The organism is Conyzicola nivalis, from assembly GCF_040548875.1.
In the GTDB taxonomy this organism is placed as follows: domain Bacteria; phylum Actinomycetota; class Actinomycetes; order Actinomycetales; family Microbacteriaceae; genus Conyzicola; species Conyzicola nivalis_A.
Genome location: NZ_JBEPSJ010000001.1, coordinates 178,035 through 202,359 on the forward strand (window position 1 = coordinate 178,035; position 24,325 = coordinate 202,359).

General features: G+C 68.6%; 23 protein-coding genes and 1 other RNA gene. 13 read left to right on the forward strand and 11 right to left on the reverse strand.

Features of this window, described 5'->3' with window-relative positions:
- The first annotated feature begins 1 nt into the window (after position 1).
- From ABIE21_RS00880 to ABIE21_RS00890, 3 genes are read left to right on the forward strand one after another with little or no spacing between them, the layout of a single operon-like run.
- Entirely contained in the window at positions 2-391 is a 390-nt protein-coding gene (locus tag ABIE21_RS00880; protein WP_354022900.1) for a TadE/TadG family type IV pilus assembly protein, read from the forward strand.
- 58 nt (positions 392-449) lie between these two features.
- Positions 450-836 (forward strand): hypothetical protein, encoded by a 387-nt coding sequence (locus ABIE21_RS00885; RefSeq protein WP_354022901.1) that lies wholly within the window; start codon positions 450-452, stop codon positions 834-836.
- Complete coding sequence (locus ABIE21_RS00890; RefSeq protein ID WP_354022902.1) at positions 833-1,270, forward strand: pilus assembly protein TadG-related protein; 438 nt, start codon at positions 833-835, stop codon at positions 1,268-1,270. The genes ABIE21_RS00885 and ABIE21_RS00890 overlap by 4 nt, the downstream gene beginning before the upstream one ends.
- 156 nt (positions 1,271-1,426) lie before the next feature.
- Here the strand turns inward: ABIE21_RS00890 and ABIE21_RS00895 are convergent, their stop codons facing one another.
- Positions 1,427-1,546, reverse strand: a complete 120-nt coding sequence (locus ABIE21_RS00895) for an SDR family oxidoreductase (protein WP_354022903.1) — start codon at positions 1,544-1,546, stop codon at positions 1,427-1,429.
- 100 nt (positions 1,547-1,646) lie between these two features.
- Between ABIE21_RS00895 and ABIE21_RS00900 the strand changes: the two genes are divergently transcribed.
- Together ABIE21_RS00900 and ABIE21_RS00905 are read left to right on the forward strand one after the other, a co-directional pair.
- Positions 1,647-3,080, forward strand: a complete 1,434-nt coding sequence (locus tag ABIE21_RS00900) for a lipase maturation factor family protein (RefSeq protein ID WP_354022904.1) — start codon at positions 1,647-1,649, stop codon at positions 3,078-3,080.
- 128 nt (positions 3,081-3,208) lie between these two features.
- On the forward strand, positions 3,209-3,376 hold the full coding sequence (locus ABIE21_RS00905; protein WP_354022905.1) for a hypothetical protein: 168 nt from the start codon (positions 3,209-3,211) through the stop codon (positions 3,374-3,376).
- Positions 3,377-3,578: 202 nt separating this feature from the next.
- Here ABIE21_RS00905 and ABIE21_RS00910 read toward each other — a convergent pair whose 3' ends face one another.
- Positions 3,579-4,847, reverse strand: coding sequence for an MFS transporter (locus ABIE21_RS00910; RefSeq protein ID WP_354022906.1), 1,269 nt, complete (start codon positions 4,845-4,847; stop codon positions 3,579-3,581).
- 116 nt (positions 4,848-4,963) lie between these two features.
- On the opposite strand from ABIE21_RS00910, the gene prfB reads away from it, so the two are divergent.
- Positions 4,964-6,070 (forward strand): peptide chain release factor 2, encoded by a 1,107-nt coding sequence (gene prfB / locus ABIE21_RS00915; RefSeq protein WP_354022907.1) that lies wholly within the window; start codon positions 4,964-4,966, stop codon positions 6,068-6,070.
- Positions 6,071-6,170: 100 nt separating this feature from the next.
- On the opposite strand, the gene ABIE21_RS00920 is transcribed toward prfB, so the two are convergent.
- On the reverse strand, positions 6,171-7,766 hold the full coding sequence (locus ABIE21_RS00920) for a hypothetical protein (protein WP_354022908.1): 1,596 nt from the start codon (positions 7,764-7,766) through the stop codon (positions 6,171-6,173).
- 267 nt (positions 7,767-8,033) lie between these two features.
- Between ABIE21_RS00920 and ftsE the strand changes: the two genes are divergently transcribed.
- The 3 genes from ftsE to smpB all read left to right on the forward strand — a co-directional run bounded on the left by ftsE (position 8,034) and on the right by smpB (position 10,218).
- Positions 8,034-8,765, forward strand: coding sequence for a cell division ATP-binding protein FtsE (ftsE, locus tag ABIE21_RS00925; protein WP_354022909.1), 732 nt, complete (start codon positions 8,034-8,036; stop codon positions 8,763-8,765).
- Complete coding sequence (gene ftsX / locus ABIE21_RS00930; protein WP_354022910.1) at positions 8,762-9,679, forward strand: permease-like cell division protein FtsX; 918 nt, start codon at positions 8,762-8,764, stop codon at positions 9,677-9,679. The genes ftsE and ftsX overlap by 4 nt, the downstream gene beginning before the upstream one ends.
- A 62-nt stretch (positions 9,680-9,741) precedes the next feature.
- A complete protein-coding gene (gene smpB / locus ABIE21_RS00935) occupies positions 9,742-10,218 on the forward strand; it encodes an SsrA-binding protein SmpB (RefSeq protein WP_354022911.1) in 477 nt (158 codons plus the stop codon).
- Between the two features lie 132 nt (positions 10,219-10,350).
- On the opposite strand, the gene ABIE21_RS00940 is transcribed toward smpB, so the two are convergent.
- From ABIE21_RS00940 to ABIE21_RS00960, 5 genes are all read right to left on the reverse strand, one after another.
- On the reverse strand, positions 10,351-12,078 hold the full coding sequence (locus tag ABIE21_RS00940; protein WP_354024378.1) for an L-aspartate oxidase: 1,728 nt from the start codon (positions 12,076-12,078) through the stop codon (positions 10,351-10,353).
- A gap of 206 nt (positions 12,079-12,284) precedes the next feature.
- On the reverse strand, positions 12,285-13,709 hold the full coding sequence (locus tag ABIE21_RS00945) for an HNH endonuclease signature motif containing protein (RefSeq protein WP_354022912.1): 1,425 nt from the start codon (positions 13,707-13,709) through the stop codon (positions 12,285-12,287).
- Positions 13,710-13,898: 189 nt separating this feature from the next.
- Positions 13,899-14,582: an SIMPL domain-containing protein gene (locus ABIE21_RS00950; RefSeq protein ID WP_354022913.1), complete on the reverse strand. Its 684-nt coding sequence runs from the start codon at positions 14,580-14,582 to the stop codon at positions 13,899-13,901.
- Between the two features lie 138 nt (positions 14,583-14,720).
- Positions 14,721-15,362, reverse strand: coding sequence for a CoA transferase subunit B (locus ABIE21_RS00955; RefSeq protein WP_354022914.1), 642 nt, complete (start codon positions 15,360-15,362; stop codon positions 14,721-14,723).
- Positions 15,359-16,108 carry a CoA transferase subunit A gene (locus ABIE21_RS00960; protein ID WP_354022915.1) on the reverse strand — a complete coding sequence of 250 codons (750 nt, stop codon included), beginning with the start codon at positions 16,106-16,108 and terminating at the stop codon, positions 15,359-15,361. Before ABIE21_RS00960 ends, ABIE21_RS00955 begins: the two co-directional genes overlap by 4 nt.
- A gap of 170 nt (positions 16,109-16,278) precedes the next feature.
- On the opposite strand from ABIE21_RS00960, the gene ABIE21_RS00965 reads away from it, so the two are divergent.
- Positions 16,279-17,064, forward strand: coding sequence for a 3-hydroxybutyrate dehydrogenase (locus ABIE21_RS00965; protein WP_354022916.1), 786 nt, complete (start codon positions 16,279-16,281; stop codon positions 17,062-17,064).
- Here the strand turns inward: ABIE21_RS00965 and ABIE21_RS00970 are convergent.
- Positions 17,061-17,981, reverse strand: a complete 921-nt coding sequence (locus ABIE21_RS00970) for a LysR family transcriptional regulator (RefSeq protein ID WP_354022917.1) — start codon at positions 17,979-17,981, stop codon at positions 17,061-17,063. The genes ABIE21_RS00965 and ABIE21_RS00970 overlap by 4 nt on opposite strands.
- A 117-nt stretch (positions 17,982-18,098) precedes the next feature.
- Here ABIE21_RS00970 and ABIE21_RS00975 point away from each other — a divergent pair, with 117 nt between their 5' ends.
- The 3 genes from ABIE21_RS00975 to ABIE21_RS00985 all read left to right on the forward strand — a co-directional run bounded on the left by ABIE21_RS00975 (position 18,099) and on the right by ABIE21_RS00985 (position 22,412).
- Positions 18,099-19,508: an MFS transporter gene (locus ABIE21_RS00975; RefSeq protein WP_354022918.1), complete on the forward strand. Its 1,410-nt coding sequence runs from the start codon at positions 18,099-18,101 to the stop codon at positions 19,506-19,508.
- Positions 19,509-19,604: 96 nt separating this feature from the next.
- Positions 19,605-19,979, forward strand: a transfer-messenger RNA (tmRNA) gene (ssrA, locus tag ABIE21_RS00980).
- A 282-nt stretch (positions 19,980-20,261) separates the two neighbouring features.
- Positions 20,262-22,412 (forward strand): acyltransferase family protein, encoded by a 2,151-nt coding sequence (locus ABIE21_RS00985; RefSeq protein WP_354022919.1) that lies wholly within the window; start codon positions 20,262-20,264, stop codon positions 22,410-22,412.
- 10 nt (positions 22,413-22,422) lie between these two features.
- Here ABIE21_RS00985 and ABIE21_RS00990 read toward each other — a convergent pair whose 3' ends face one another.
- Positions 22,423-23,082: a response regulator transcription factor gene (locus tag ABIE21_RS00990; protein WP_354022920.1), complete on the reverse strand. Its 660-nt coding sequence runs from the start codon at positions 23,080-23,082 to the stop codon at positions 22,423-22,425.
- Entirely contained in the window at positions 23,079-24,290 is a 1,212-nt protein-coding gene (locus ABIE21_RS00995) for a sensor histidine kinase (protein WP_354022921.1), read from the reverse strand. The genes ABIE21_RS00990 and ABIE21_RS00995 overlap by 4 nt, the downstream gene beginning before the upstream one ends.
- Positions 24,291-24,325 lie beyond the last annotated feature (35 nt).

The following is a 24,325-nucleotide window of genomic DNA, read 5'->3' on the forward strand; positions in this document are numbered from 1 at the left end:
CGTGTGGGCGCGGCTCCGCGACGATCGCGGCTCGGCTCCGGCCGAGTTCGTGATGGTGAGCGCGCTCCTGACGATCATGACCCTCTCGGTGCTGCAACTCGGGCTCGCGCTGCACGTGCGCAACACCGTGCTCGACGCCGCTGCCGAGGGCGCCAGGTTCGCGGCTCTGGCCGACAACACACCGGGCGACGGAGTCGCTCGCGCCCGCGATCTCATCGAGACGGCGCTCGGTCCCGGCTACGCGACCGATGTGACGGCGTCCTCGGGGACGTACCTCGAGCATCCGGCCGTCATCGTCACGGTGCGCGCCCCGCTGCCGCTGCTCGGCCTGATCGGCCTGGAGAACGGGCTGGAGGTGAGCGGCCATGCGGCGAAGGAGTCGGTGGATTAGTCAGACAGTCCACGACGAACGCGGCTCGGCATCGCTCGAGTTCGTTACCGCGGGGCTCGTGCTGCTCGTGCCAATCGTCTACCTGGTGATCGCGATGTCGGCCATCCAGGGTGCGGCGCTCGCCGTCGAGGGCGCATCGCGGCAGGCCGCCCGGGTCTTCGTCGAGTCGGCCACGCCCGCCGATGCGGAGGCGAGCGCCGAGCGGGCGGTGCAGTTCGCGCTCGCCGACTACGGGCTCGACCCCAACGGTGTGACCGTAGAGATCAGCTGCTCCCCCCGCCCGTCGGAGTGCCTCACCCGCCGCGGGTTTGTGACGGTCGTCGTGACGAGCCGGGCAGTGTTGCCGTTGGTGCCGCCCGTGCTCGACCTCGACGTGCCGCTGAGTGTGCCGCTGTCGTCGACGGCGACGCAGCAGGTGTCGAGATTCTGGGGAGCCGCCCCGTGAACCGGCTGCGCCGCGACGACGACGGCTCGATCCTGCCGCTCACGATCTTCTACGGCTTCCTCGCGCTGGTGCTCGTGCTGCTGGTTGTCGCCGCGACCTCGCTGTACCTCGAGCGCAAGCGGCTGTTCACCCTCGCCGACAGTGCGGCGCTCGTCGGCGCGGAGTCGTTCTCGCTCTCCGACGTGGCGGCGACGGGGGAGCGCACCCGGCCGATACTGCGGTCTTCGGATGTCGCCTCCGCGGTCACCGCGTTCGTGTCGACGGCACCGGCGTCGGAGTTCGAATCGCTCGCCGTCGATTCGGCCCGCACCGACGACGGTCGCAGCGCCACGGTCGAACTCTCGGCGTATTGGCGGCCGCCGCTCGTGTCGCTGCTGGTGCCCGACGGGTTTCGCATCGAGGTGACGGCGGTCGCGCGCTCGGTCTTCGACTGAGCGTTCGGCGGCTGTATGCGAGTTGTCGGCTGACATGCAGTCGCGCTGCGACCTCTCCAGAGCCGCGACTTGTCACTAAGGGGGCCTAGATCCGCCAAGAGGGCCCCACTAGTGACAAGTCGCCGCGCGTCGACAGGACTCGCCAGCGCAGCTAACTCAACCCGCCGTGAAGCCGCCGTCGACCGCGAACTCCGCGCCGGTGATGCACGACGCCTCGTCGCTCAGCAGGTAGGTGACCATCGAGGCGTCGTTTCTCTCATTCCTTGATACGTGCATGAATTCGCATCTAAATCACACGTGTTGTCTAACTTTCGCTCCGGAATGCGACGAGATCAACCCGATTGCGCCGCCGTGAAACCGGGCATATCGTCCCGCCATGGAGTGGACGGAGTGGTTCGACGCCGAGGGCTACGAGATCGCGCGACAGGTCCTTCAGCGCGGAATCGCCGCTATCTTCGTGATCGCCTTCCTCTCCACCGCCGCGCAGTTTCCCGCGCTGCTCGGCGAGAACGGCCTGCTGCCGGTGAAGCAGTTTCTGCGCAACCCGTACGCGCGGCGTCAGCCCACGATCTTCCGCTGGCGCTACAGCGACCGGATGCTGCGCGGCGTCTGCGTCGCGGGCGCCGCGGTCGCGGCATCCATCGTCCTGGGCATTCCGCAACTCGCGCCGTCGTGGGTTCCGATGGTGCTGTTCCTCCTGCTCTGGGGCGCGTACCTGTCGATCGTCAACGTCGGCCAGACCTTCTACTCGTTCGGCTGGGAGAGCCTGCTGCTCGAGGCCGGCTTCACCGTCGCATTTCTGGGCAGCGCGGATGTCGCCCCGCCGCTCACCGTGCTGCTGCTCACGCGCTGGCTGGTGTTCCGGCTGGAGTTCGGTGCCGGGCTGATCAAGCTGCGCGGCGACACCGCCTGGCGCGACCTCACGGCGCTCACCTACCACCACGAGACGCAGCCGATGCCGAACCCGCTCAGCAGGCAGGCGCACCTGCTGCCGCGCTGGTTCCACAAGCTGGAGGTGCTCGGCAACCACTTCGCGCAGCTCGTGGTGCCGTTCTTCCTCTTCGCCCCGCAGCCGGTCGCGACGGTCGCGGCGGCCATCATCATCGCCACCCAGGCCTGGCTCGTGGTCACCGGCAACTTCGCCTGGCTCAACGTGATCACCATCGTGCTCGCCTTTTCGGCGGTCGGCGACCCGGCCGGGCTCGTGGTCGACTACGCGCCGACGCCGCTGTGGTGGCTGGTGATCGTGCTCGCCGTGAGCGCCCTGCTCGCGGTGCTCGGCTGGTGGCCGCTGCGCAACCTGTTCTCGCGCCACCAACTGATGAACGCGAGCTTCAACCGCTGGCACCTCGTCAACGCCTACGGCGCGTTCGGCACGATCACGCGGCGCCGCTACGAGATCGTGATCGAGGGCACCACGGCGCGAAACCCGAAAGAGGGCGACTGGGTGGAGTACGGGTTCCGCGGCAAGCCCGGGGACACCCGGCGCCGGTCGCGGCAGTTCGCGCCGTACCACCTGCGGCTCGACTGGCTCATGTGGTTCCTGGCCCTCGGCTCGCGTGAGGAGCGCTGGTTCATCGCGCTGCTCGGAAAACTGCTGATGGCGGATGTCCCGACGCTGCGACTGCTCGGCACCGACCCGTTCGGTGGCGAACGCCCTCGCGCGGTGCGGGCGCGTCGCTATCTGTACCGCTTCACAACCCGGCAGCAACGCCGCGAGACGGGGGACTGGTGGACGCGCGAGGAGGCGGGGATGCTCGTGCCGCCGATAGCTCTCGGCGACGATGAGTCGCGACGTGCGCCCGAGTGAGCCTCGCACTCGCCTGAGTCTGGACCCACCTGCCCGTTTCACGCGCCTGACCCCTGCACTGGGGCGAGCCTTGGCGCCGACGACGACGCGCCGCTGGATACGCTAGAGATCATCACATTGGGGGAGACGTGAAGCGCACAATCATCGTCGCGGCGATCGCCATCGTCGCCGGTCTGACAATCTCGGGGTGCGGCATCACCGACAGTGACCACGGCGTCGACACCGGCACCCACTCGACGAACTCGCCGTCGGACATGACACGCGAGAACAAGGGCACGACCAAGAAGGGCGGCTGATCCACCTGAAGCGCATCACCACAATCGCGGCGATTTTGATCGTCGCGGTCCTCACGCTGTCGGCCTGCGGCTCGACCGCTCCCGACACCGACACATCGTCGACGAACTCGCCGTCGGACACGACGAAGGGGTCTGGCCGCAAGGGCGGCTGACGCTCCGCGCGACAAGCCGCGCGACAAGCCGTGCGACGACCGCCGCAGAGTCAGCGCAGGCTGCGCGGGACGTGCGGCGAATACCTCGGCACGTAGCGCAGCAGGATCGCCGCACCGACGAGCCCGAGCACGCCCATGACCCCCGCCGCGACGGCGATGGAGGCGAGACCGGTGAGGCCGGCCACCACGAGCGGACCGCCCGCACTGCCCAGGTCCCCGGTGAACCGCCAGGCGCCGAGGAACGGGGCCGGGTTGCGCTTGTCGGCCAGGTCGGCGCCGAGGGTCATGAGGATGCCGCTGCCGATGCCGTTCGCGAGCGACATGAACATCGCCGCCGAGATGAACCAGACCACGGTGTCGGGCAGGTCGTGGGTGAAGGCGAGCGCCAGGTGGCCGAGCCCGAGCCCGATCATCGAGGGCACGGCGCTCCACAGCCGGCCGAAGCGGTCCATGATCTGTCCGCTCACGTAGAAGAGGGCGAAGTCGATGCCCGAAGCGATGCCGATGATGAGGGCGGTGTTGGTCTCGCTGATGCCGATGCTCACCGCCCACAACGGCAGGATGATCGCGCGGCTCGCCCGCAGCGCGCCGATGAGCGCGGCGCCAGCGCCGAGCTTCACGAGCACCGCCCGGCAGTTGTAGATCGTGCGGAACAGGCCGTGCGACTCCTGCTCGACGAGCGCCTCGCCCTCACGCAGTTCTGCGCCGGTCGCGCCGCGCACCTTGGTGACGGCGCCGAACGATTTGCTCGGGTCGCGCAGCAGCATGAGCATGACGGCCGCGCCGATGCAGCAGACGATGTGGATCCAGAAGGCGGATGCCGCGGTGCCGGTCAGGTGGATGACCGCGGCCGTGATGAACGGTCCGATGAAGAAGCCCGCGCGGAAGGTGCCGCCGAGGGTGGAGAGGGCTCGGGCCCTGTAGGCGATCGGCACGAAGCTGGTCATAAACGCGTGCCGGGCCAGCGCGAACACCGCGGTCGCGAGCCCGACCAGGAAGATCCCGAAGCCGAGCGCCCACGGGTTGGGGGCGAGCACGCAGACGACGAGCCCGATGATCGAGAGCAGGGCCGCGCCGATCATGGCCGGGCGTTCGCCGACTCTGGCCACGAGCCATCCGCTCGGTATATCGCCCACGAGCTCGCCCACCATGAGCAGGGCGGCGACGAGTCCGGCGATCGCGAGGGTGGCGCCGAGGTCGCCGGCCACGACCGGGATCATCGGGATGATGGCGCCCTCGCCGATCGAGAACAGCAGCGTCGGGGCGAGCGCGGGAAGGGCGATCGATCGCCAGCGGAAAGGCAGGTCGGCGGTTGTCACTCGTTCGACTGTACTCCGCGCTTCGACAAGCGGTCCCTGAGCCTGTCGAAGGGCGCGCTTCGACGGGCTCAGGGACCGCCCGGCTCAGCGAGTGGGAAGGGTAGGCTGGCACAGACATGGACGAGCTGGATTTTTCTGTAGAGATTGCTGCCCTTCGATCGACGTTCGACGACATCCGTTCGGTCGTGGGCGTTGAGCGACTCGAGGCGGAGATCGCCGACCTGAGCGAACAGGCGGGAGTGCCCGACCTCTGGGACGACACCGATAAGGCGCAGAAGGTCACCAGCGCCCTGAGCCACCGCCAGGCCGAGCTCGCCAAGATCACGAGCATCGCCTCGCGCCTCGACGATCTCGAGATCATGGTCGAGCTGGCCAACGACGAGGCGGATGCCGCGGCAGCAGCCGAGGCGAAGGCGGAACTCGCATCGATCGAGAAGATCCTCGGCGACCTCGAGGTGCAGACGCTGCTCGACGGCGAGTACGACGCGCGTCCCGCCGTCATCACCATCCGCGCGGGCGCCGGGGGAGTGGACGCCGCCGACTTCGCGGACATGCTGTTCCGCATGTACCTGCGCTGGGCCGAGAAGCACGGCTACTCGTCGACCGTCATGGAGACCAGCTACGCGGAGGAGGCCGGCATCAAGTCGGCGACCTTCGAGATCGATGCGCCCTACGCGTTCGGCACGCTCGGCGTGGAGGCCGGCACCCACCGCCTCGTGCGCATGTCGCCGTTCGGCGCGGCGGGCAAACGCCAGACCAGCTTCGCCGCGGTCGAGGTCATCCCGCTGCTCGAAGAGGCCGCCGTCATCGACATCCCGGAGGGCGACCTCCGCGTCGACGTGTTCCGTTCGTCGGGTCCGGGCGGCCAGTCGGTCAACACCACCGACTCCGCGGTTCGCCTCACCCACCTTCCCACCGGCACCGTCGTGTCGATGCAGAACGAGAAGAGCCAGATCCAGAACCGCGCCGCGGCCATGCGTGTGCTGCAGTCGCGCCTGCTGATCATCCAGAAGGAGCAGGAGGCGGCCACCAAGAAGGAGTTCGCCGGAAACATCACCGCCAGCTGGGGCGACCAGATGCGCAGCTACGTGCTCGCGCCGTACCAGATGGTGAAGGACCTGCGCACGGAGTACGAAGAGGGCAACCCCTCCAAGGTGTTCGACGGCGAGATCGACGGCTTCATCAACGCCGGCATCAAGTGGCGTAAGCGCGACAAGGACTAGCGGTCACCGTCGATCGAGCCGCCCGGCCGGTGATCGAGCCTGTCGAAATCCGCGTCAGCGAGACCCCGACAGGTCCGACACCCGCCTTGGGCGGCCGGCTTCAGGCTCCCGCCAGACGACGTCGCACGATAAGCCAGGCGAGCGCCCCGACCACGAGCAGGGCGAGAGCCCCGATCATGCCCGGTGCGAGCGTCGACGGACGCACGCTGTTGGCGCCGTTGCTGAGCTGCACCGAGCCGTCCGCGATCTTGCCCGCGCCTTCGTTCAGACTCGCCATGCCGACGCTCAGCTCGGACGCGCCGTCGCCCAGGGTCGTCGCTCCCTCGGCGAGGGTCTCGGTCCCCTCGGACAGAGCCGCGGCGCCGGTGGCGAGAGTGGATGTTCCCGCGGCGAGCGAGGAGGCTCCGGCGCTCAGTGTCTGCGTACCCGAATAGAGCCCGGCCGCGCCGTCGGCGAGCGGGCCCGTCTTGAAAGCGAGCTCCCCGGCACCGTTGGCGACCTTGGTCACGCCGGTCGAGAGCGATCCGGCACCCGTTGCAACCTTCGTGACGCCGGCGGAGAGCGATCCCGCACCCGTGGCGACCTTGGAGACTCCCGCCGAGACGGCGCCGGCGCCCGTGGCGACCTGGTTGGAACCGGCGACGAGCGCAGACGCACCCGGCACGAGCTGCGTGTCGAGCCCGGTGTAGAGCTTGCCGAGGCCGCCCGCGACGCTGGTCGCGGCGGCTTGAAGGCCGGAGTCGCTGCCGTCGGGAAGCGTCGGGGTCTTCGCGATCGCGCCGACGAGCTGGACGACGCTGCCCTGGGCGCCCACGACGTACTGCTGCACGCCGGCGGTGCCGCCCTTGAGTCCTGCTGCGAGCTGAGTGAGAGTCGCTACATCCGTCGGTGTGAGCGCATTGCCCACCTTGAGAGTCGCGACGTACGCTTCGAGGCTCGTCGCGGCGGCGACCGTCTGTCCGGTGGTGACCTTCACATCGGGCGACGCCGACGGGGTCGAGCCGCCGAGCACGCCGAGGAATCCGGACAACGAGGTGAGGCTGGTCGAGACGGTCGTGATTCCGCCGGACACCTTCTGGGCGCCCGCGGCGAGCAGCGCGGTGTTGTCGCGTGCGCTGACGACTCCGGCGGAGAGCGTCGCGGCGCCAGTCGCCACGCTGCTCGCTCCTGTCGCCAGGGTAGCCGCGCCCGCCGCGGCCTCGCCGGATCCTGCGGCGAGGGCCGACGCACCGGCCGCTGCGTCGTTCGAGCCGGCGGCGAGGCTGGCCGCACCCGCGGCGGCAGCGCCCGAGCCGTCCGCGAGACCCTGCGCTCCCACGTAGGCCTTGCGCGCGCCCTCGCTCACCTTCGCGGCGCCTTCGGCGGCGCTGGCCGCTCCGACCGAGAGCTTGCCCGCCCCGTCGGCGGCCGTTCCGGCGCCGACGGCGAGCTTGTCGGCTCCCTCGGCCGCCGAAGCGGCACCCGCCTCGAGCTCGGAGGCGCCCGCCGAGAGTCGCTCGCTGCCATCAGCGAGTTGGACCGCGCCATCCTGAGCCTCGCCCGCGCCCTCCGACAGTTGCGACGCCCCCACGGCGAGCTTGTCGGTCGTGAGGAAGAAGAACGCGAGCAGGGCCACTAGAAGCAGCGAGAGCACGGTGATCGCGATCTTCGAGGCCCGGTTACGGGCCGGCGACATCGAGGGGTGGGCTTGGGTCATCTGGTGTCTCCGTTTGCTGGGCTTCGGGGCGCGACGGTGCGCACCGAAAGACGGTGAAGAGGTGAGGAATTGGCTAGAAGCTAGCAGTGCGCACCACGGCTGGACCGCAATAGAAAAAAGTGTGTGGTTCACGCCAAGCAATCCGGCGAACTGCTCGGTCGCCCTTGGAGCTTGTCTACAGAGCCCGGCCCCGGTAGCTGTGAACGTGGGTCGCTCTGGGGTGTCGCGGAGGGCATCCGACATCGAGGTGCCTAGGCTCATCACGTCATGATTCGCTTTGATTCTGTATCCAAGTTGTATTCCGGGAACACCCGGCCGGCGCTTAACAACGTCAGTCTGGAGATTCTCAAGGGGGAGTTCGTCTTTCTCGTCGGCGCCTCCGGCTCCGGCAAGTCGAGTTTTCTGCGTCTCGTGCTGAAGGAGGAGAAACCCTCCCAAGGCAAGATCCACGTGCTCGGGCAGCAGCTCGGCACGCTGTCGAGCCGCAAAGTGCCCTACTTCAGACGCAACCTCGGCGTCGTATTCCAGGACTTCCGCCTGCTGCCGCAGAAGACGGTGTTCGACAACGTCGCCTTCACGCTGCAGGTCATCGGCAAGAGCCGCGGCTTCATCCAGGAGGCCGTGCCCGACGTGCTCAAGATGGTCGGCCTCGCCGGCAAGACGGCGCGCTTTCCGCACGAGCTCTCCGGTGGTGAGCAGCAGCGCGTGGCCATCGCCCGCGCCATCGTCAACAAGCCGGCCATCCTGCTGGCCGACGAGCCGACCGGAAACCTCGACCCCGTGACCAGCGCGGGCATCATGACCCTTCTCGAACGCATCAACCTCGGCGGGACGACGGTCATCATGGCCACCCACGACGCCGGAATCGTCGACCAGATGAAGCGTCGGGTCATCGAGCTCACCAGCGGCCAGATCGTGCGCGACGAGCGCGAGGGCGGCTACCAGACCCAGACCATCCCGATCCAACAGCTCGGTCTCACGAACGGAGAGGTCCGATGAGGCTCGGTCTCGTACTCGGCGAGGCGGGCAGCGGCCTGCGCCGCAATGTCTCGATGGTGATCTCGGTCATCCTGGTCACCTTCATCTCGCTCACCTTCGTGGGCGCCGCCATCCTGCTGCAGATGCAGATCGGACAGATGAAGGGCTACTGGTACGACCGGGCCCAGGTCGCCGTATACATGTGCACCGCGACCGACAACACGGGCAACTGCGCGCAGGAGGAGGCGACGCAGGAGCAGAAGGACGCCGTCGAGGCGCAGCTCGGCTCGACCACGCTCGCGCCGTTCATCAAGAAGTTCGAGTTCGAGAGCCACGACCAGGCCTTCGCGAACTTCCAGACGCAGTTCGCCGACAGCCAGATCACCTCGTTCGTCACGAAGGACATGCTCCCCGAGAGCTTCCGGGTCAATCTCAACGACCCCACGCAGTCGGACATCCTGATCGAGTCGCTCTCGAGTCAGGCGGGCGTGCAGGCGGTGGAAGACCAGAAACGCTACCTCGACCAGATCTTCGCCGTGCTCAACGCGGCGAGCTTCACCGCAATCGGACTCGCGGTTCTTATGCTGATCGCGGCCGTGCTGCTCATCGCCACCACCATCAGGCTCAGCGCCTTCTCGAGGCGGCGAGAGCTCGGCATCATGCGACTCGTGGGTGCATCGAACAGGTTCATCCAGACACCGTTCATTCTCGAGGGCGTGTTCGCCGCGCTCATCGGCTCGCTGCTCGCCGGCGGAGCGGTGATCGCGATCGTGCAGTTCTTCGTCAAGGGCTACCTCGCCGAGACGATCGCCACCACGACGACCCTGGTCGGGCTCGACGAGGCGATACTGGTGGTGCCGATACTCATCGTCGTCGGAGGCATTCTCGCCGCGGCATCCGCCGGTTTCGCCATCAGCCGGTACCTGAAGGTCTAGCCTCGGGTAAGCTGAAAGGCTGCTCTCACCAGAGAGCCTGAGTACATAGAGAGAACTGACGGATGCCACGCGAAAAGGGCCAGAAGGTCGTAGCCAGCAACAAGAAGGCGCGCCACGACTACCTGATCGAGACCACCTACGAGGCCGGCCTGGTGCTGACCGGCACCGAGGTCAAGTCGCTGCGCGCCGGTCGTGCGACCCTCGTCGACGGGTACGGCTTCATCGAGAGCGGCGAGGCGTGGCTCGACGCCGTCCACATCCCCGAGTTCAACCACGGGTCGTGGAACAACCACCCCGTGCGGCGCAAGCGCAAGATGCTGCTGCACAAGGAGCAGATACTCAAGATCCACAACAAGATCAAGGACGGCGGCTACACGCTGATCCCGCTCTCGATCTACTTCTCGAACGGCAACGCCAAGGTCGAGATCGCTGTCGCGAAGGGCAAGAAGGAATACGACAAGCGACAGACGCTGCGCGAGCGCCAGGACAAGCGCGAGTCGGACCGCGCCATGTCGGCCCGGCGCAACATGGGTGACTAGCGTCCCGCTGTTTGAGCAGGCCATCCACGGCCGTGAGCGCTGGTCGGGCAGGCCGTCCACGGCCGTGCCGAAACCCCCGCCGGGGCGTCGACACGGCCGCTTGGCGGCTCCGCTCGCCGACGGCAACCGGAGCTACTCCAGCAGCTTGCCCGCCACCGAGACCTCGTCGCGCATAAGCGCGGCGATCTCATCGGGCACCGGCGGGATCTCCTCGCGCTTCACCGTTGCGACACCCGTCGCCGGATCGCGTGACCAGACCAGGTTCACCTGAAGCGACGGGTCGAGGTCGGGGTAGTCGCTGCGGTTGTGGGCGCCGCGGGTCTCCCTGCGCTCGAGTGCCGCCTGCAACGTCGCCCGGGCGGCGATCGCGGCGGCCTTCAGGTCGAACGCGTGCGCGAGATCCTGGAACCCGGCGACATCCGGATGTATGCCCAGGCCGGCGAACCGCGCCTCGATCGCGTCGAGTTCGGCGAGACCGGCGAGCAGCCCCGCCTCGTCGCGCACGACACCCGCGTGCTCGGTCATGGTGTTGCGGATGGCGCGCTGCAGAGCCCGCACGTTCTCCTCGCCGTCGGCGGCGAGCAGCTCGGCGATCTCGGCTCGGGCCTCTTCGATCGCCTCGGGGGAGCGCTCCTGGGAGAGCAGGCCGGAACTGTACTGCGCCGCTGCCTCCCCGACGATGCGTCCGAAGACCAGCAGCTCGATGAGCGAGTTGCCGCCGAGCCGGTTGGCGCCGTGCAGTCCGCTCGACGCCTCGCCGATCGCGTACAGGCCGTCGACGTCGGTCGAGTGGTCTTCCGGGCGTACCCAGACGCCGCCCATCGAGTAGTGGGCGGTCGGAGCGATCTCCATCGGCGTCGTGGTGACGTCGAGCATCTGCAGCTCGAGCATGGTCTGGTACACCCGGGGAAGCTTGGTCATGATGGTCTCGCGTGGAAGGTGCGAGATGTCGAGCAGAACCGCGCCTTTCTCGGTGCCGCGCCCCTCCTTGATCTCTGTATACGCGGCAAGCGCGACCCGGTCACGGGTGGACAGCTCCATGCGCTCGGGGTCGTAGCGCTCCATGAACCGCTCGCCGAGCGAGTTGTAGAGGTGGCCGCCTTCGCCGCGCGCCGCCTCGCTGATGAGCGTGCCGGCCGCGTTTTCGGGTTCGATGATGCCGCTCGGGTGGAACTGTACGAGCTCTGGATCGCGGATGCGCCCGCCCGCGAGCACGGCGAGACGGAACGAGTCGCCGGTGTTCTCGTCGCGACGGCTCGAGGTGCGGCGCCAGATGCGGTTGTGTCCGCCGGCGGCGAGGATCACGGCGTCGGCGTGGATGAGCACGCGCGATCCGTCGTTCAGGTCGAAGCCGTACGCTCCGAAGACGACGTTGTCCTTCACGAGGATGCGGGTGATGTACACGGAGTCGAGGATAGGGATGTCGAGCTGCGCCGCACGGTTCACCAGCGTGCGCTGGATCTCGAGCCCGGTGTAGTCGCCCGCGAAGGCGGTGCGACGGTACTTGTGGGCGCCGAAGAAGCGCATGCTGATGCGTCCGTCGTCTTCGCGCGCGAACGGCATACCGTAGCGCTCCAGGTCTTCGATGCCGCGCCGTGCACCCTTGGTGACGATCTCCACCGTGTGCGGGTTGGCGAGCAGGTAGCTCTCCTTGATCGTGTCGGCGGCGTGCTGCTGCCAGGAGTCCTCCTCGTCCATGGTGCCGAGCGCCGCGTTGATCCCGCCGGCGGCGAGGGATGTGTGAGCGTCGTTCTTCGGGCGTTTGCCGACGGCGAGAACGTCGACCCCGCGTTCGGCGAGTTCGATCGAGGCGCGCAGGCCCGATCCGCCCGTTCCGATCACAAGCACCGACGTGGAGATGCGGCGTTCGGGCGTGGTCGTGTTCGCGGTTCGGGCGCCAGTCGTGGGGGCGCCCGGTGCGTTCGTCTGTGTGCTTGTTGTCTGCGATGACAAGAGCTTCTTCTTTCGCGTCGAGGTTAGGTTGACCTAGCCCGAACGCTACGCTCGCCGTCATCGACTCGACAGGGACTTAGGTCCCGACGTCGCTGGCAATCGCGTGTGAACGCCTACTCCAGCTGCCTCCCGAGGGCGAGATTGATGCCGATTCGCGACCGCCCCAGCAGGATCGGCGACCGCTCCGGGTCGATGAACGCCGGCGGGAGCAGGTAGGGGCGCCCGCCGATCATTCTCATCTCATAGTCGGACTTGTGCAGCATGCGGTGGTGGTGCGGGCAGAGCAGAACGCCGTTGTCGATGTTTGTCGGGCCGTCGTCAGCCTCGAATTCGAGCACGTGGTGGCCGTCGCACCAGGCTGCGGCCGCGTGGCATCCCGGCCACACGCACGATCCGTCGCGCACGGCGAGTGCTCGCATCTGCTGCGCGGTGAAGTAGCGGCGACCGCGGTAGAGGTAGAGCGGCTCGCCGTTGTCGCCGAGGATGACCAGCGCCTTGCCGTTCGAGCAGACGAGCTGCTCGATCGTGGCGGCCGACACCGGTTCGTCGACGCCGTCGAGCCAGCCCACCCCCTTGCCGGACCGTAGCTCTTCGAGAGTGATCACGGCGGTCACCTGCGCGGTCGAACGCATGCCGCCGCTCTCGGTTCCGGTGGCCCGGACCCCCGCTGTCATGAGGCCGGCGAAAACGTCGTAGCGGCGCTGCTCCCTGGTGCGCGAGTCGACGATCTCGGTATGCTCCTCCCCGTTCTCGTCGGTCGACGTCTGCACCGACCTCGCCGGGTCGTCTTCGGCGAGAAACCGCGGAACGTTGCCGGGTTTCTCCGCCTCGTCGAACGCTGCCTGCAGCAGGGCGGCGTCGACGCCGTACAGTGTGCCGCGGAAGGTGCGCACGCCGTTCGACTCGCGGCCGAGCACGAACGATCGCCTGTCGTAGATCTCGGCGTCGCGCGGCTCAGCACCGTCGGGGTCGAGCGCTTCGCGCCAGGCTCGCGCCTGCACGGCGACCTCGTCGGCCGTCCGGGTCTCGGCGCACTCCACCAGCGTCCGCTCGGCGACCTCCCGGTTCGCCTCCGCTTCGAGCGAGATGCCCGCGCGGGCGGCGGCCTGGTCGAGGCAGCGCACGATCGACTCGGCCGCGTCGACGCCGATGGTGCCCTCGGCCATCGCGGCAGCCACGTGCTCGTGCTCGGCGGGCAGGAGCGTGCCGTCGAACGACCGGGTCGAGCGGATCGACGTGCCCAGGCGGATGCGCCGCGACGCCTCGCACGGAGACACCCGCGTGAGCCCCTCGACGAGCATGGCCGCCTTGCCGTAGCCCAGCCGGAACGCGAGCGAGTCGCTGCCGAGTCCGAAGCGCGAGCGGTCGGCGAGCTCTGCCGCCGCCCGAGCCCGCGCGGCGTCGACGAGTCGCCCGAGCCGTTCGAGCTCGACGGTGTGCGTGCACAGCTCTTCGGGCGTCAACAGGTCCAGCGGCGCGCTCGTCAGCAGCGCCATCCGCTCGGTCAGGGTCTCGAGAGACCAGGTCTGGTCGTCCATGCCCACAGTGTCAGGCCGACCACCGACATTCGACTAAATGCTGGTCAGGCACAGTATTCAGTGGAGAAACGTGTCGAAAGCGTGTCTGTGGAGGAGAGGACGCGCGGGAGCGCGGGAGGTGGAGCCGGGGATGATCGGCGGGAAGACGAGGGGTAAGGAGGGGGCGAAAGCAGACGCGAGCGCGCCGCCTCAGCTCGCGATGAACCGCGCGTCGACGACCGCCGACACCTCGATGTCCTCTGGCTTGAGCGAGAGCGCGGGCTCGCTGCCACCGCTGCCGCCTCCGATCTTGGCTACGCGCATAAACGCCGCCTCCGCCCCGCCGCCTCCGCTGTGCACCTGGTCGCCGAGCATGCCGGGGTCGGCGATCGCCACCGCATGCACCGAGCCGAGGCCGATGCTCTGCGCGTAGACGCTGGCCTTCGCGACCGCGTCTTTGACCGCGCGCGAGCGGACCTCGGCGGTGACGCCCGTGGTGCGGGCCTCCGTCAGCGCCCACGTGACCTGGCCGATGGAGACGCTGTCGGTCGCCGACACCGCCTCGATCCACTGGGCGAGTGCGTCGAAGTCGCTGAACTTCACGGTGAACCCGATGCGGGCGTGGAACACGGGCGGCAGCTGCTTGCCCTCGTTGTTCCACGGCTTCTCGGTCCAGACCTGGATGCTGTCGCTCGCCCACCACGTGACCGGCCCCGCAGAGGGGTCGTGCAGCGCCACGATGCTCTCGCGAACGGTCTCCGAGGCGGCGAGCGTTCCCGCGAAGGCGGGCTGGCGCCGGGCTGCCTCTCGGTGCACCGACACCTCGACCGTCGCGCGCTCGGCGGGATAGAACGCCGAGAACCGGCCCTGAACGGTGATCACTGTCTCGGTCATTGTGCCTCCGGGGTAGAGCGACTGTCGCCCGAGCATCCTCTCACCCCGTCCTGAACGGCGCACCCGCGCGACGCGGACGAACGGCGCACCCGCGCGACGCGGACGTACGGCGCACCCGCGCGACGCCGCCGAACGCGCTCACACCCCCGGCGCCACCTCGAACGACGGTTCGGTCGCCGCTCGCACCTGGTCGAGTGAGACCCCCGGCGCGAGCCGGGTGAGTGTGAGCCCGTCGTCGCCGACGTCGAAGACCGCGAGATCGGTGATGATGCGGTCGACGACGCGCACCCCGGTGAGCGGCAGGTCGCACTCGGTGCGGATCTTCGGCGAGCCGTCTTTCGCGGTGTGCTCGGTGACCACGACGACGCGCGGCGTGCCGGCCACGAGGTCCATCGCGCCGCCCATGCCCTTCACCATCTTGCCCGGCACCGACCAGTTGGCGAGGTCGCCGAAACGGGAGACCTGCATCGCACCGAGCACCGCGATCTTCACGTGCCCGCCACGGATCATGCCGAACGAGGTCGACGAGTCGAAGTAGCTGCCGCCGGGCAGGATCGTCACGGTCTGCTTGCCGGCGTTGATCAGGTCGGCGTCCTCCTCGCCCTCCCACGGGAACGGCCCCATGCCGAGCAGCCCGTTCTCGCTCTGCAGCGTCACCCGGATGCCCTCCGGCACGTGGTTGGCCACGAGCGTCGGGATCCCGATGCCGAGGTTCACGTAGTCGCCGTCGACGAACTCGCTCGCCGCGATCGCCGCCATCTCGTCGCGTGTCCAGCTCATTCTGCGCCCCCCGTCGTCTGATGCACAGAGGTGGGGCGGGCCCGCGTCGTGCGCTGTTCGATCGGTTTGATACGCGGGGCGGATGCCACGACCCTCTGAACGAAGACCCCCGGAGTATCGACGTGGTTCGGGTCGATCTCGCCGGGCGCGACGAGCACCTCGGCCTCGGCGATCGTGAGGCGGCCCGCCGTTGCGACCGCCGGATTGAAGTTACGCGCCGTGTTGCGATACACGAGGTTGCCCTCGGTGTCGGCGGTGTGCGCGTGCACCAGGGCGAGGTCGGCGACGATGCCGCGTTCGAGCACGTAGGTCTCGCCGTCGAACTCGGCGAGATGCTTGCCCTCCGCGACGACGGTGCCTACCCCGGTGCGGGTGTAGAAGCCCGCGATACCGGCGCCGCCCGCCCGCAGTCGTTCAGCGAGCGTTCCCTGCGGCGTGAACTCGACCGTCAGCTCTCCCGCCAGATAGAGGGAGGCGAACAGGGCGTTCTCTCCGACGTAGGAGGCGACGACTCGGGAGACCTGCCCGTTCTCGAGCAGGATTCCGAGACCCTGGCCGTCGACGCCCATGTTGTTCGAGACGATCGTGAGGTCGCGGACACCGGAATCCCGCACCGCCTCGATCAGATCGAACGGTACGCCGCTCAGCCCGAAGCCCCCCACGGCGATGGTGATGCCGTCCTGCAGAACGCCCGCCAGAGCATCCGCGGCGCTCCCGCGCTTCTTGGTGGTGTGTCCCGTGGTCATCTGTCTCCTCATCGAGCGCTGTGATTGGAGACTATGGAGCGGCCGTGCGCCGTGTCAAGGAAGCCCTGTTCTGCGATTTCGCACAGCGCTCGTGCGATTTCGTCTGTTGAACGGCGTCTGCTGTGCGGGAATACTCAGGGTGCGACCATTCGCCGTCGAAGGAGACCCCCATGACCAGTCTTGGCATGACCAGTTCGGGCACGCTGACCGGCCGACGCGCTCTCGTCACGGGAGGCGCCAGCGGAATCGGCGCAGCGACGGCACGGGCGCTCGCCGCGGCGGGCGCCCACGTCGTCATCGCCGACATCGACCGGGACGGCGCCGAGGCGGTGGCCGCGGAGATCGGCGGCTCGACCTGGATCGTCGACCTGGTCGACACCGCCGCGCTCGACGACGCCGGTCTCGCCCGCGCGCTCGACGGTGTCGACATCCTCGTCAACAACGCCGGGATCCAGCACGTCGCCCCGATCGAGCAGTTCGAGCCGGAGAAGTTCCGGCGCATCCTGTCGCTGATGCTGGAGGCGCCGTTCCTCCTGATCCGCGCGGCGTTACCGGGCATGTACGAGCGCGGGTTCGGCCGCATCGTCAACGTGTCGTCGGTGCACGGCCTGCGCGCGTCTCCGTTCAAGAGCGCCTACGTCACCGCGAAGCACGGTCTCGAAGGCCTCTCCAAGGTGACGGCGCTCGAAGGCGGCGACCACGGCGTGACCAGCAACTGCGTCAACCCCGGCTACGTGCGCACGCCCCTCGTCGAGTCGCAGATCGCGGCGCAGGCGGCCGCGCACGGCATCGACGAGTCAGAGGTGCTGGCCAAGATCATGCTCACCGAGAGCGCGATCAAGCGCCTCGTCGAACCCGAGGAGGTCGCCTCGCTCATTGCCTGGCTGGCCGCCCCCGACGCCGCGATGGTCACGGGCGCGAGCTACACGATGGACGGCGGCTGGTCGGCCCGCTAGGCACGACCGAGGAGTTCCGCCGCGAACAGCGCGGTTTGCTCGCGCAGGGCGTCGGCGACGGCCGCGACCGCCGGGCGACGCAGCGAGTCGGTGCGCAGCACCATCCAGTAGGGCAGCCGTTCGGCGAACACCTCCGGCAGCAGCCGCACCAGGTCGTCATGGCGGTCGGCCATAAAGCAGGGCACGAGCCCGATGCCCGCGCCCACCCGCGTCGCCTCGACGTGCACGAACACGTTGGTGGAGCTCAGAGAGTCGCGCATCGACGGCACCAGACGCCGGGGCGCATCCAGATCGTCGACCTGCAGCATGGAGTCGACGAAATACACGAGCGGATGACGCGTGAGCTCCTCTGCGGACGTCGGGGCGCCCCGTTCCGCCAGGTAGTCGCGCGACGCGTACATGCCGAGCACGTACTCGCCGAGGCGCACGGCCTCTGCGCGGTGCACCTGCGGCTCGCCCACCACCACCTCGATGTCGATGCCGGAGCGGATCTGCAGCGCCCTCCGCGTGACGGTGACGATCTCCACGGTGAGCGCCGGGTGCGACCGCTGCAGGCGGGCGATCGCGGGAGCCGCGATGTACGCGCTGAAACCGTCGGTCGCGGTCATGCGCACCACTCCGGAGAGCTGGCGGGGTGCGTCGGGGCCGCCGTCGAAGGCGGAGACCGCCGCCTCGACCTCCTCGGCCGCGGTCGCCGCGCGCCGGCCGAGCTCTGTCAGCTCCCAGCCGCCGGCCGCCCGCGACAGCACCCGGCCGCCGAGCGCCTTCTCGAGCGAGTTGATGCGGCGGGAGATCGTGGTGTGGTTGAGCCCGAGGCTCTCAGCGGCCGCGGTGAAGCGGCCGGTGCGCGCGACGGCGAGCAGCACGAGCAGGTCGTCGGGGTTCGGCAGGGAGGTCGTGGGGGAGACGGGCGCCATATCTGCAATTATGCACAGGGAATGTGCGCAACTGAGTATTGTCGCGCACCCTGTCTGCACCAATACTCAGGTGCAGACAATCGCAACCCATGTCAGTGACGACAGTGGAGGACACTCATGACCGCACACAGCGACGCGCCCACGGCGCGACGATCGAAATCCGGAGCTTCGAGTTCGGGCGACGGAGAGGGCAAGGTCTCCGGGCTGAAGAAGGTGGTTGCCGCCTCCATGGTCGGCACCGTCGTCGAGTGGTACGAGTTCTTCCTCTACGCCACCGCCGCGAGCCTGGTCTTCGGTACCGTGTTCTTCCCGAACGCGGGAACCCAGCTCGACGGCATCATCGCCGCGTTCCTCACCTACGCCGTGGGTTTCATCGCCCGGCCGCTCGGCGGGATCGTCTTCGGCCAGATCGGCGACAAGCTCGGGCGCAAGCACACCCTGCAGGTGACGATCGTGCTCGTCGGAGTCGCGACCTTCCTCATGGGCTGCCTGCCCGGCTTCAACACCATCGGGTACTGGGCACCCGCGCTCCTGGTCGCGCTGCGATTCATCCAGGGCTTCGCGGTCGGCGGTGAATGGGGCGGCGCCGTGCTGCTCGTCGCCGAGCACAGCCCGAACAAGTCGCGCGCGTTCTGGTCGAGCTGGCCCCAGGCCGCGGTCCCGGTCGGAAACCTGCTCGCGACGGCCGTCCTGCTGCTGATGTCGACGATCCTCACGAACGAGCAGTTCCTCAGCTGGGGCTGGCGCGTGGCCTTCTGGCTCTCCGCGGTGATCGTGCTGATCGGCTACTACATCCGCACCCACGTCAGCGAGGCACCGATCTTCCTCGAGGCGCGCGAGCGGGTGGAGCGCACCAAGGAGGCGAGCTACGGTGTCCGCGAGGTCATCAAGCGCTACCCGAAGGGCATCTTGCAGGCCATGGGGCTGCGGTTCGCCGAGAACATCCTCTACTACACGATCGTCAGCTTCTCGATCGTCTATCTCGTGACGGTGCACCAGTACAACACCGCGCAGCTGCTGCTCGCGCTGCTCATCGCTCACGTCGTGCACTTCCTCGTGATCCCGCAGGTGGGGCGTCTGGCCGACCGCATCGGGCGCAAGCCCGTGTACTTCACCGGTGCCGTGCTCGGCGCCACCTGGGCGTTCTTCGCCTTCCCGCTGTTCGACACCCTCAACCCGGCGATCATCGTGCTCGCGATCGCGATCGGCCTCGTCTTCCACGCGCTGATGTATGCCGGCCAGCCGGCGATCATGAGCGAGATGTTCCCCACCCGTATGCGCTACTCGGGTGTCTCGCTCGGCTACCAGGTCACATCGATCATCGCCGGCTCGCTCGCCCCGATCATCGCCACGGGGCTGCTGCAGGCCTACGGCTCCTGGGTGCCGGTGGCGATCTACCTCGTCGTCGCCTGCGCGATCACGGCGATCACCGTCGTGACGCTGCGCGAGACGAAGGGTGCGTCGCTGCGTGAGATCGACGCGGAGGACGCCGAGAGATTCGACCTCGCACCGCTGCCCACGAAGTAGCAATCGGAGTTACACTGGAAGGCCGCATCCTTCGGGATACGGATTGATAATTCAACAGCGCGCGACAGTGCCACTCTTCTGCACAGAAGTGACCATGGGGATGATCGGTTTCGACATTGCCTGCAAAACTGTGAGAAGCGGGTCGAGGATGCAGGCTTATCTCGTAAACGATGTCTGCAAACTATAAGTGCCGATTCCAAGCGCACTGACTTCGCCCTCGCTGCCTAAGCGAGCGCACTAAAGAAGTCCGTCAGTCCGAGAATGCTCTCTACTCGGATCCTGGCGTAATTTAGAGAGATTGCTGCGTGGTTACGCCTTAGGGCTACGCGGGACTTGAACTATGGCTGGGCTCGTTGACCTAGATGCTCGCAGCAAAGGTCAGAGCCGAGTAGAACGTCTTTGCGAGCTACACCCGTAGAAGGCACAGAATTACAGCAGTGGACCGGGGTTCAATTCCCCGCATCTCCACCATGGGCGCTGTCGCGCGTTGGTGAAATTCTTTTCTTGGCAGATCCCCGGAATCTGGCGGCAAACCGCCCCGGGGATCAGCTTCTTTAAGGGCCACGTCACCCGAAATCCGGAAAAATATGTACCCCCCATTCGGGGTACGCCTCGGATAGGCTGTCCACGTTTCCCCTCCTGTGTTCGGGCTCCCCGAGTCGATGACGACTGGTCCGACCGAGTTTCGCGGGTGGCAGATTCTCCGCATCGACGCGGCTCAACAAGAACGCCCATCGATTGCAAAGGACCGCCATGACCGACGTCATCAGCCACTCGACGCCCTCCGGCCGCTCCCACGCGCTGGCAACCGACGAAGACGGCCGACCGGTATTCGTCAAGGAGCCGAAGCCGACGCGCGCCAAGTCCACGCTCCGCCCCGAGATCCAGGCCCTGCGGGCGGTCGCCGTTCTCGTGGTTGTCGTCTACCACCTGTGGCCGAACACCCTCACCGGCGGATTCGTCGGCGTCGACGTGTTCTTCGTGATCTCCGGTTTTCTCATCACCGCTCACCTGCTGCGCGAGGCCGAGCGAACCGGACGCGTCTCCCTCCCGCGGTTCTGGGCCAAACGCATCCGCCGGCTGCTGCCCGCGTCGCTCACTGTGCTCGCCGCGTCGGCGGTCGGCGTCTTCCTGCTCGTGCCCCAGCTCTACTGGGAGCAGTTCTACAAGGAGATCGCCGCGAGCGCCCTCTACGTGCAGAACTGGGTGCTCGCCTCGTCGAGCATCGACTACCTCGCGGCCGAGAACGTGGCGTCTCCGGTGCAGCACTTCTGGTCGCTCTCGGTCGAGGAGCAGTTCTACCTGGTCTGGCCCATCCTCATCGGCGTCGTCGTGCTGGTCGCGCAGCGGCTGGGCGCCCGCGCCCGGCACACCGCCGTGTTCGTCGCGCTCGCGCTGGTCGCCGTCGCGTCGTTCGCGTTCTCCGTCAGCTACACCGACACGAATCCCGGCGAGGCCTACTTCGCCACCACGACCCGCGCGTGGGAGTTCGCCGCCGGCGGCCTGCTGGCCGTGATCGGCACCGCGACGCTGCGCGCGTCGAACGGGCTGCGCACCCTCGTCGCCTACGCCGGCTGGGCGGGAATCGCCTACGCGGTCGTCACGTATTCCGGCGAGACCGTGTTCCCCGGGTCCGCCGCCCTGATCCCCGTCGTCGCCACCCTCGCCGTGATCTGGGCGGGCGACCCCGACTCCGCCCTCTCGCCGAACAGGCTGATGGGCGCGCGACCCGTGCAGTTCGTCGGCGGAATCTCGTACTCGGTATACCTCTGGCACTGGCCGATCATCGTGTTCGGCACGATCGTCTTCACCGAGCTCGAGGTCGCCAGCAAGTTCGCCATCATCATCGTGTCCATCGCCCTGGCCTGGCTCACCACCACCCTCATCGAGAACCCCGCCCGCGACTGGAAGGTGCTCGTCGGTCGGCGTCCGCGCTGGACGGCGCTCGCCATGGTCGTCGCGATGATCGTGGTCGCTGTGCCCACCGCGCTCGCCTCGCAGTCGATGGCCACGCAGGCCACGGCCGAGACCGCCCGCGCCGCGACGGTCGCCGCGACCGCCGGCGAGTGCTTCGGAGCATCGGCGCTCGCGCTCCCCGACGGCGCCTGCGACGACATCGAGCACGAGACCCTCACCCCGCTGCCGTCCTTCGCCGTCGAAGACGAGGCGGAGATCTACACCAACGGCTGCTACTCCGACCTGGTGACGCCCGACGTCAACACCTGCGTCGTCGGCGACCCGGCATCCGAGACCACGGTCGGTCTGATCGGCGACTCGCACGCCGCCTCCTGGTACCCGGCGATGAAGACGATCGCCGAGGACAACGCCTGGGCGCTCTCGCCGTTTATGAAGTCGTCGTGCCCCATGTCGGCCGCGACCAAGCAGGATGACGCCGCCGACATCGAGCGCTCGTGCTCGACCTGGAACGACTCCCTGGCCGACGAGCTCGCCTCGGACGAGCCGCTCGACGTCGTCGTGCTCGCCCACAGCGCCGCCGGCGACAAGTACGGCTCCGACAAGGCGACCATCGCGGGGTTCCGCGAGGCCTGGGCCCCGCTCGTCGAGCGCGGCACCGAGGTGGTCGTCATCCGCGACATCCCGCAGATGACCGCCGGAACCAACCTCTGCATCTCGGAGACGGCGGGCGAAGAGGGAGCCTGCGACCGTCCGGAGAACGAGGCCGTGCACGACGACCTGCTGGTCGAGGCCGCGAAGGGCCAGCCCGGCGTGACCGTCGTCGACATGAACGACTTCTTCTGCGAGAACGGCACGTGCAGCCCCGTCGTCGGAGGCGTCGTCGGCTACCGCGACAGCCACCACATCACCGCCACCTACGCCACGACCCTGGCGCCGTACCTCGGCGAACGGCTCGAGACCGCCGTGCCCGAGATCGCGGGGGAGTAGGGCGCGGCCGTCAGCCGGCCAGTCCCTCCTCCTTCGCGAGGATCGCGGCCTGCACCCGCGACGAGCAGCCCAGCTTTCCGAGCAGGCGCGACACGTGTGTCTTCGCCGTGGCCACGGAGATCGTCAGCCGCCCGGCGATCTGCCGGTTGGACAGCCCCTCGGCGACGAGCCGCAGGATGTCGAGCTCGCGCGGCGTGAGCGCGGCCAGCCGGGTGCTCGGCGGGATCGGGGCGGCACGCGCCCGGTCGAGCTGAACGAACTCGTCGAGGATGCGCCGCGTGACCTCGGGTGCCACGACCGACTCCCCGGCCGCGAGCCGGCGCACCGAGTCGATCAGCCCGGCCGGGTCGACGGTCTTGAGCAGGAACCCGCTCGCCCCGGCCCGCAACGCCCCGAACACGTAGTCGTCGAGGTCGAAGGTCGTGAGCACCAGCACCGCGCCGTGCCCCGCCCGCACGATCTGCTCGGTCGCCGCGATGCCGTCCACCCCCGGCATCCGCACGTCCATCAGCACCACGTCGGGGCGTAACGCCGCCGCCTGACGCACCGCGGTCGCCCCGTCGCCGGCCTCGCCGACCACGGTGATGTCGTCGGCGGCCTCGAGGATCAGCCTCAGCCCCACCCGGATCGCCCCGTGGTCGTCGGCGATGAGCACACGCGCCGCGCTCACGGTCGCGCCCCCGGCAGGTGGGCCGCGACGACCCACTCCGAGTCGCCCGACTCGACGTCGAGGCGGCCGCCGACCGCGTGCGCCCGCTCGGCCATGGTGACGAGACCCACGCCGTCGTGCGGGGCGGATGCCTCGGCTCCACCCCCGGCGACGGTGCGGGTCGACCGCACCGTCAGGTCGGCCCCGCCGTCGCCCGACGACGAGACGAGCACCACGACGTCGCTGCCCGGCGCGTGTTTCGCGGCGTTCATCAGCGCCTCCTGGGCGATGCGGTAGGCGGTGTTCTGCGTCGCCGGATCCACGTCGGCCAGGGAGGCCGGCTCCGGCGTCTCCAGCCGCACCGCGATACCCATGCCCCTCGCGCGGTCGACGAGCCCGCCCAGGTCGGCGAGCGTGGCCGACTCCGGCGGTGCATGCGCGGTCGAGCGCAGCAGGGTGATCATCGAGCGCAGGTCGGTGTGGGCGGCGAGGGCGGACTCCCTGATCGCCTCGAGGGCCGCCCGGTCACGGTCGGCATCGGGCGGGGATGCGAGCGCGGCCGCCGACCGGATCGCGACGGCCGACATGTGCGAGGCGACGAGGTCGTGCACGTCGCGCGCCATGGCGGTGCGCTCGTCGGCGACGGCGCGCTCGCGGGACAGCGCGTGGATGCGCTCCAGATCGGTGGTGCGTTCGGCGGCGAGGGCGATGATCTCGTTGCGTTTGCGCACGTCGGACGCCCACCACAGGGGAGTGGCGAGCAGCGCGAACATCTGCAGGCCCACGAAGAGGGCGACGCGCAGATCGGAGCCGGCGAGGAGCGCGGCCACGGCGGGGCCGGCGATGCCCACAGCCGCGCCGACGACGAGCACCCGCCGCAGCCGCGGTGAGGCGGCGATCGCGGCCGAGTAGAGCACGTCGTAGAAGGCGAGCAGCGTGCCGAGGCTGCTGCCCAGGTAGAGGTCGAGCAGCAGTGCGGCCGTCGCGACGACGAGCGCGGTGCGCGGTGCGCGGCGCTTGAGCAGCATCGCTCCGCAGGCGACCCCGAGGGGCAGCAGGAACCACCACTGCGACCCGGGTGCACCCTGTCCGACGAACGCCCCCGACCACAGCCCCGTGACGCCGAGGGCGATGAGCGCCCCGCCGAGCGCGAAGGTCAGCCCGGCGGCGACCGGCTCGGGCCAGTGGGCGCGCGCGACGGTCGGCGGCGCGGTCTGCTGGGTGGTCACGCTCCTATACCAGCACAGTGCGGCGCTCGGCGGGG

Bases quoted from the DNA above. Each gene is read 5' to 3' on its own strand.
- ABIE21_RS00895 (WP_354022903.1), bottom strand. From the start codon at position 1,546: ATGCACGTATCAAGGAATGAGAGAAACGACGCCTCGATGGTCACCTAC.
- ABIE21_RS00965 (WP_354022916.1), top strand. From the start codon at position 16,279: ATGACCAGTCTTGGCATGACCAGTTCGGGCACGCTGACCGGCCGACGC.
- prfB (WP_354022907.1), top strand. From the start codon at position 4,964: ATGGACGAGCTGGATTTTTCTGTAGAGATTGCTGCCCTTCGATCGACG.
- ftsE (WP_354022909.1), top strand. From the start codon at position 8,034: ATGATTCGCTTTGATTCTGTATCCAAGTTGTATTCCGGGAACACCCGG.
- ABIE21_RS00945 (WP_354022912.1), bottom strand. From the start codon at position 13,709: ATGGACGACCAGACCTGGTCTCTCGAGACCCTGACCGAGCGGATGGCG.
- ABIE21_RS00960 (WP_354022915.1), bottom strand. From the start codon at position 16,108: ATGACCACGGGACACACCACCAAGAAGCGCGGGAGCGCCGCGGATGCT.
- ABIE21_RS00970 (WP_354022917.1), bottom strand. From the start codon at position 17,981: ATGGCGCCCGTCTCCCCCACGACCTCCCTGCCGAACCCCGACGACCTG.
- ABIE21_RS00975 (WP_354022918.1), top strand. From the start codon at position 18,099: ATGACCGCACACAGCGACGCGCCCACGGCGCGACGATCGAAATCCGGA.
- ABIE21_RS00920 (WP_354022908.1), bottom strand. From the start codon at position 7,766: ATGACCCAAGCCCACCCCTCGATGTCGCCGGCCCGTAACCGGGCCTCG.
- ABIE21_RS00985 (WP_354022919.1), top strand. From the start codon at position 20,262: ATGACCGACGTCATCAGCCACTCGACGCCCTCCGGCCGCTCCCACGCG.
- smpB (WP_354022911.1), top strand. From the start codon at position 9,742: ATGCCACGCGAAAAGGGCCAGAAGGTCGTAGCCAGCAACAAGAAGGCG.
- ABIE21_RS00955 (WP_354022914.1), bottom strand. From the start codon at position 15,362: ATGAGCTGGACACGCGACGAGATGGCGGCGATCGCGGCGAGCGAGTTC.
- ABIE21_RS00950 (WP_354022913.1), bottom strand. From the start codon at position 14,582: ATGACCGAGACAGTGATCACCGTTCAGGGCCGGTTCTCGGCGTTCTAT.
- ABIE21_RS00900 (WP_354022904.1), top strand. From the start codon at position 1,647: ATGGAGTGGACGGAGTGGTTCGACGCCGAGGGCTACGAGATCGCGCGA.
- ftsX (WP_354022910.1), top strand. From the start codon at position 8,762: ATGAGGCTCGGTCTCGTACTCGGCGAGGCGGGCAGCGGCCTGCGCCGC.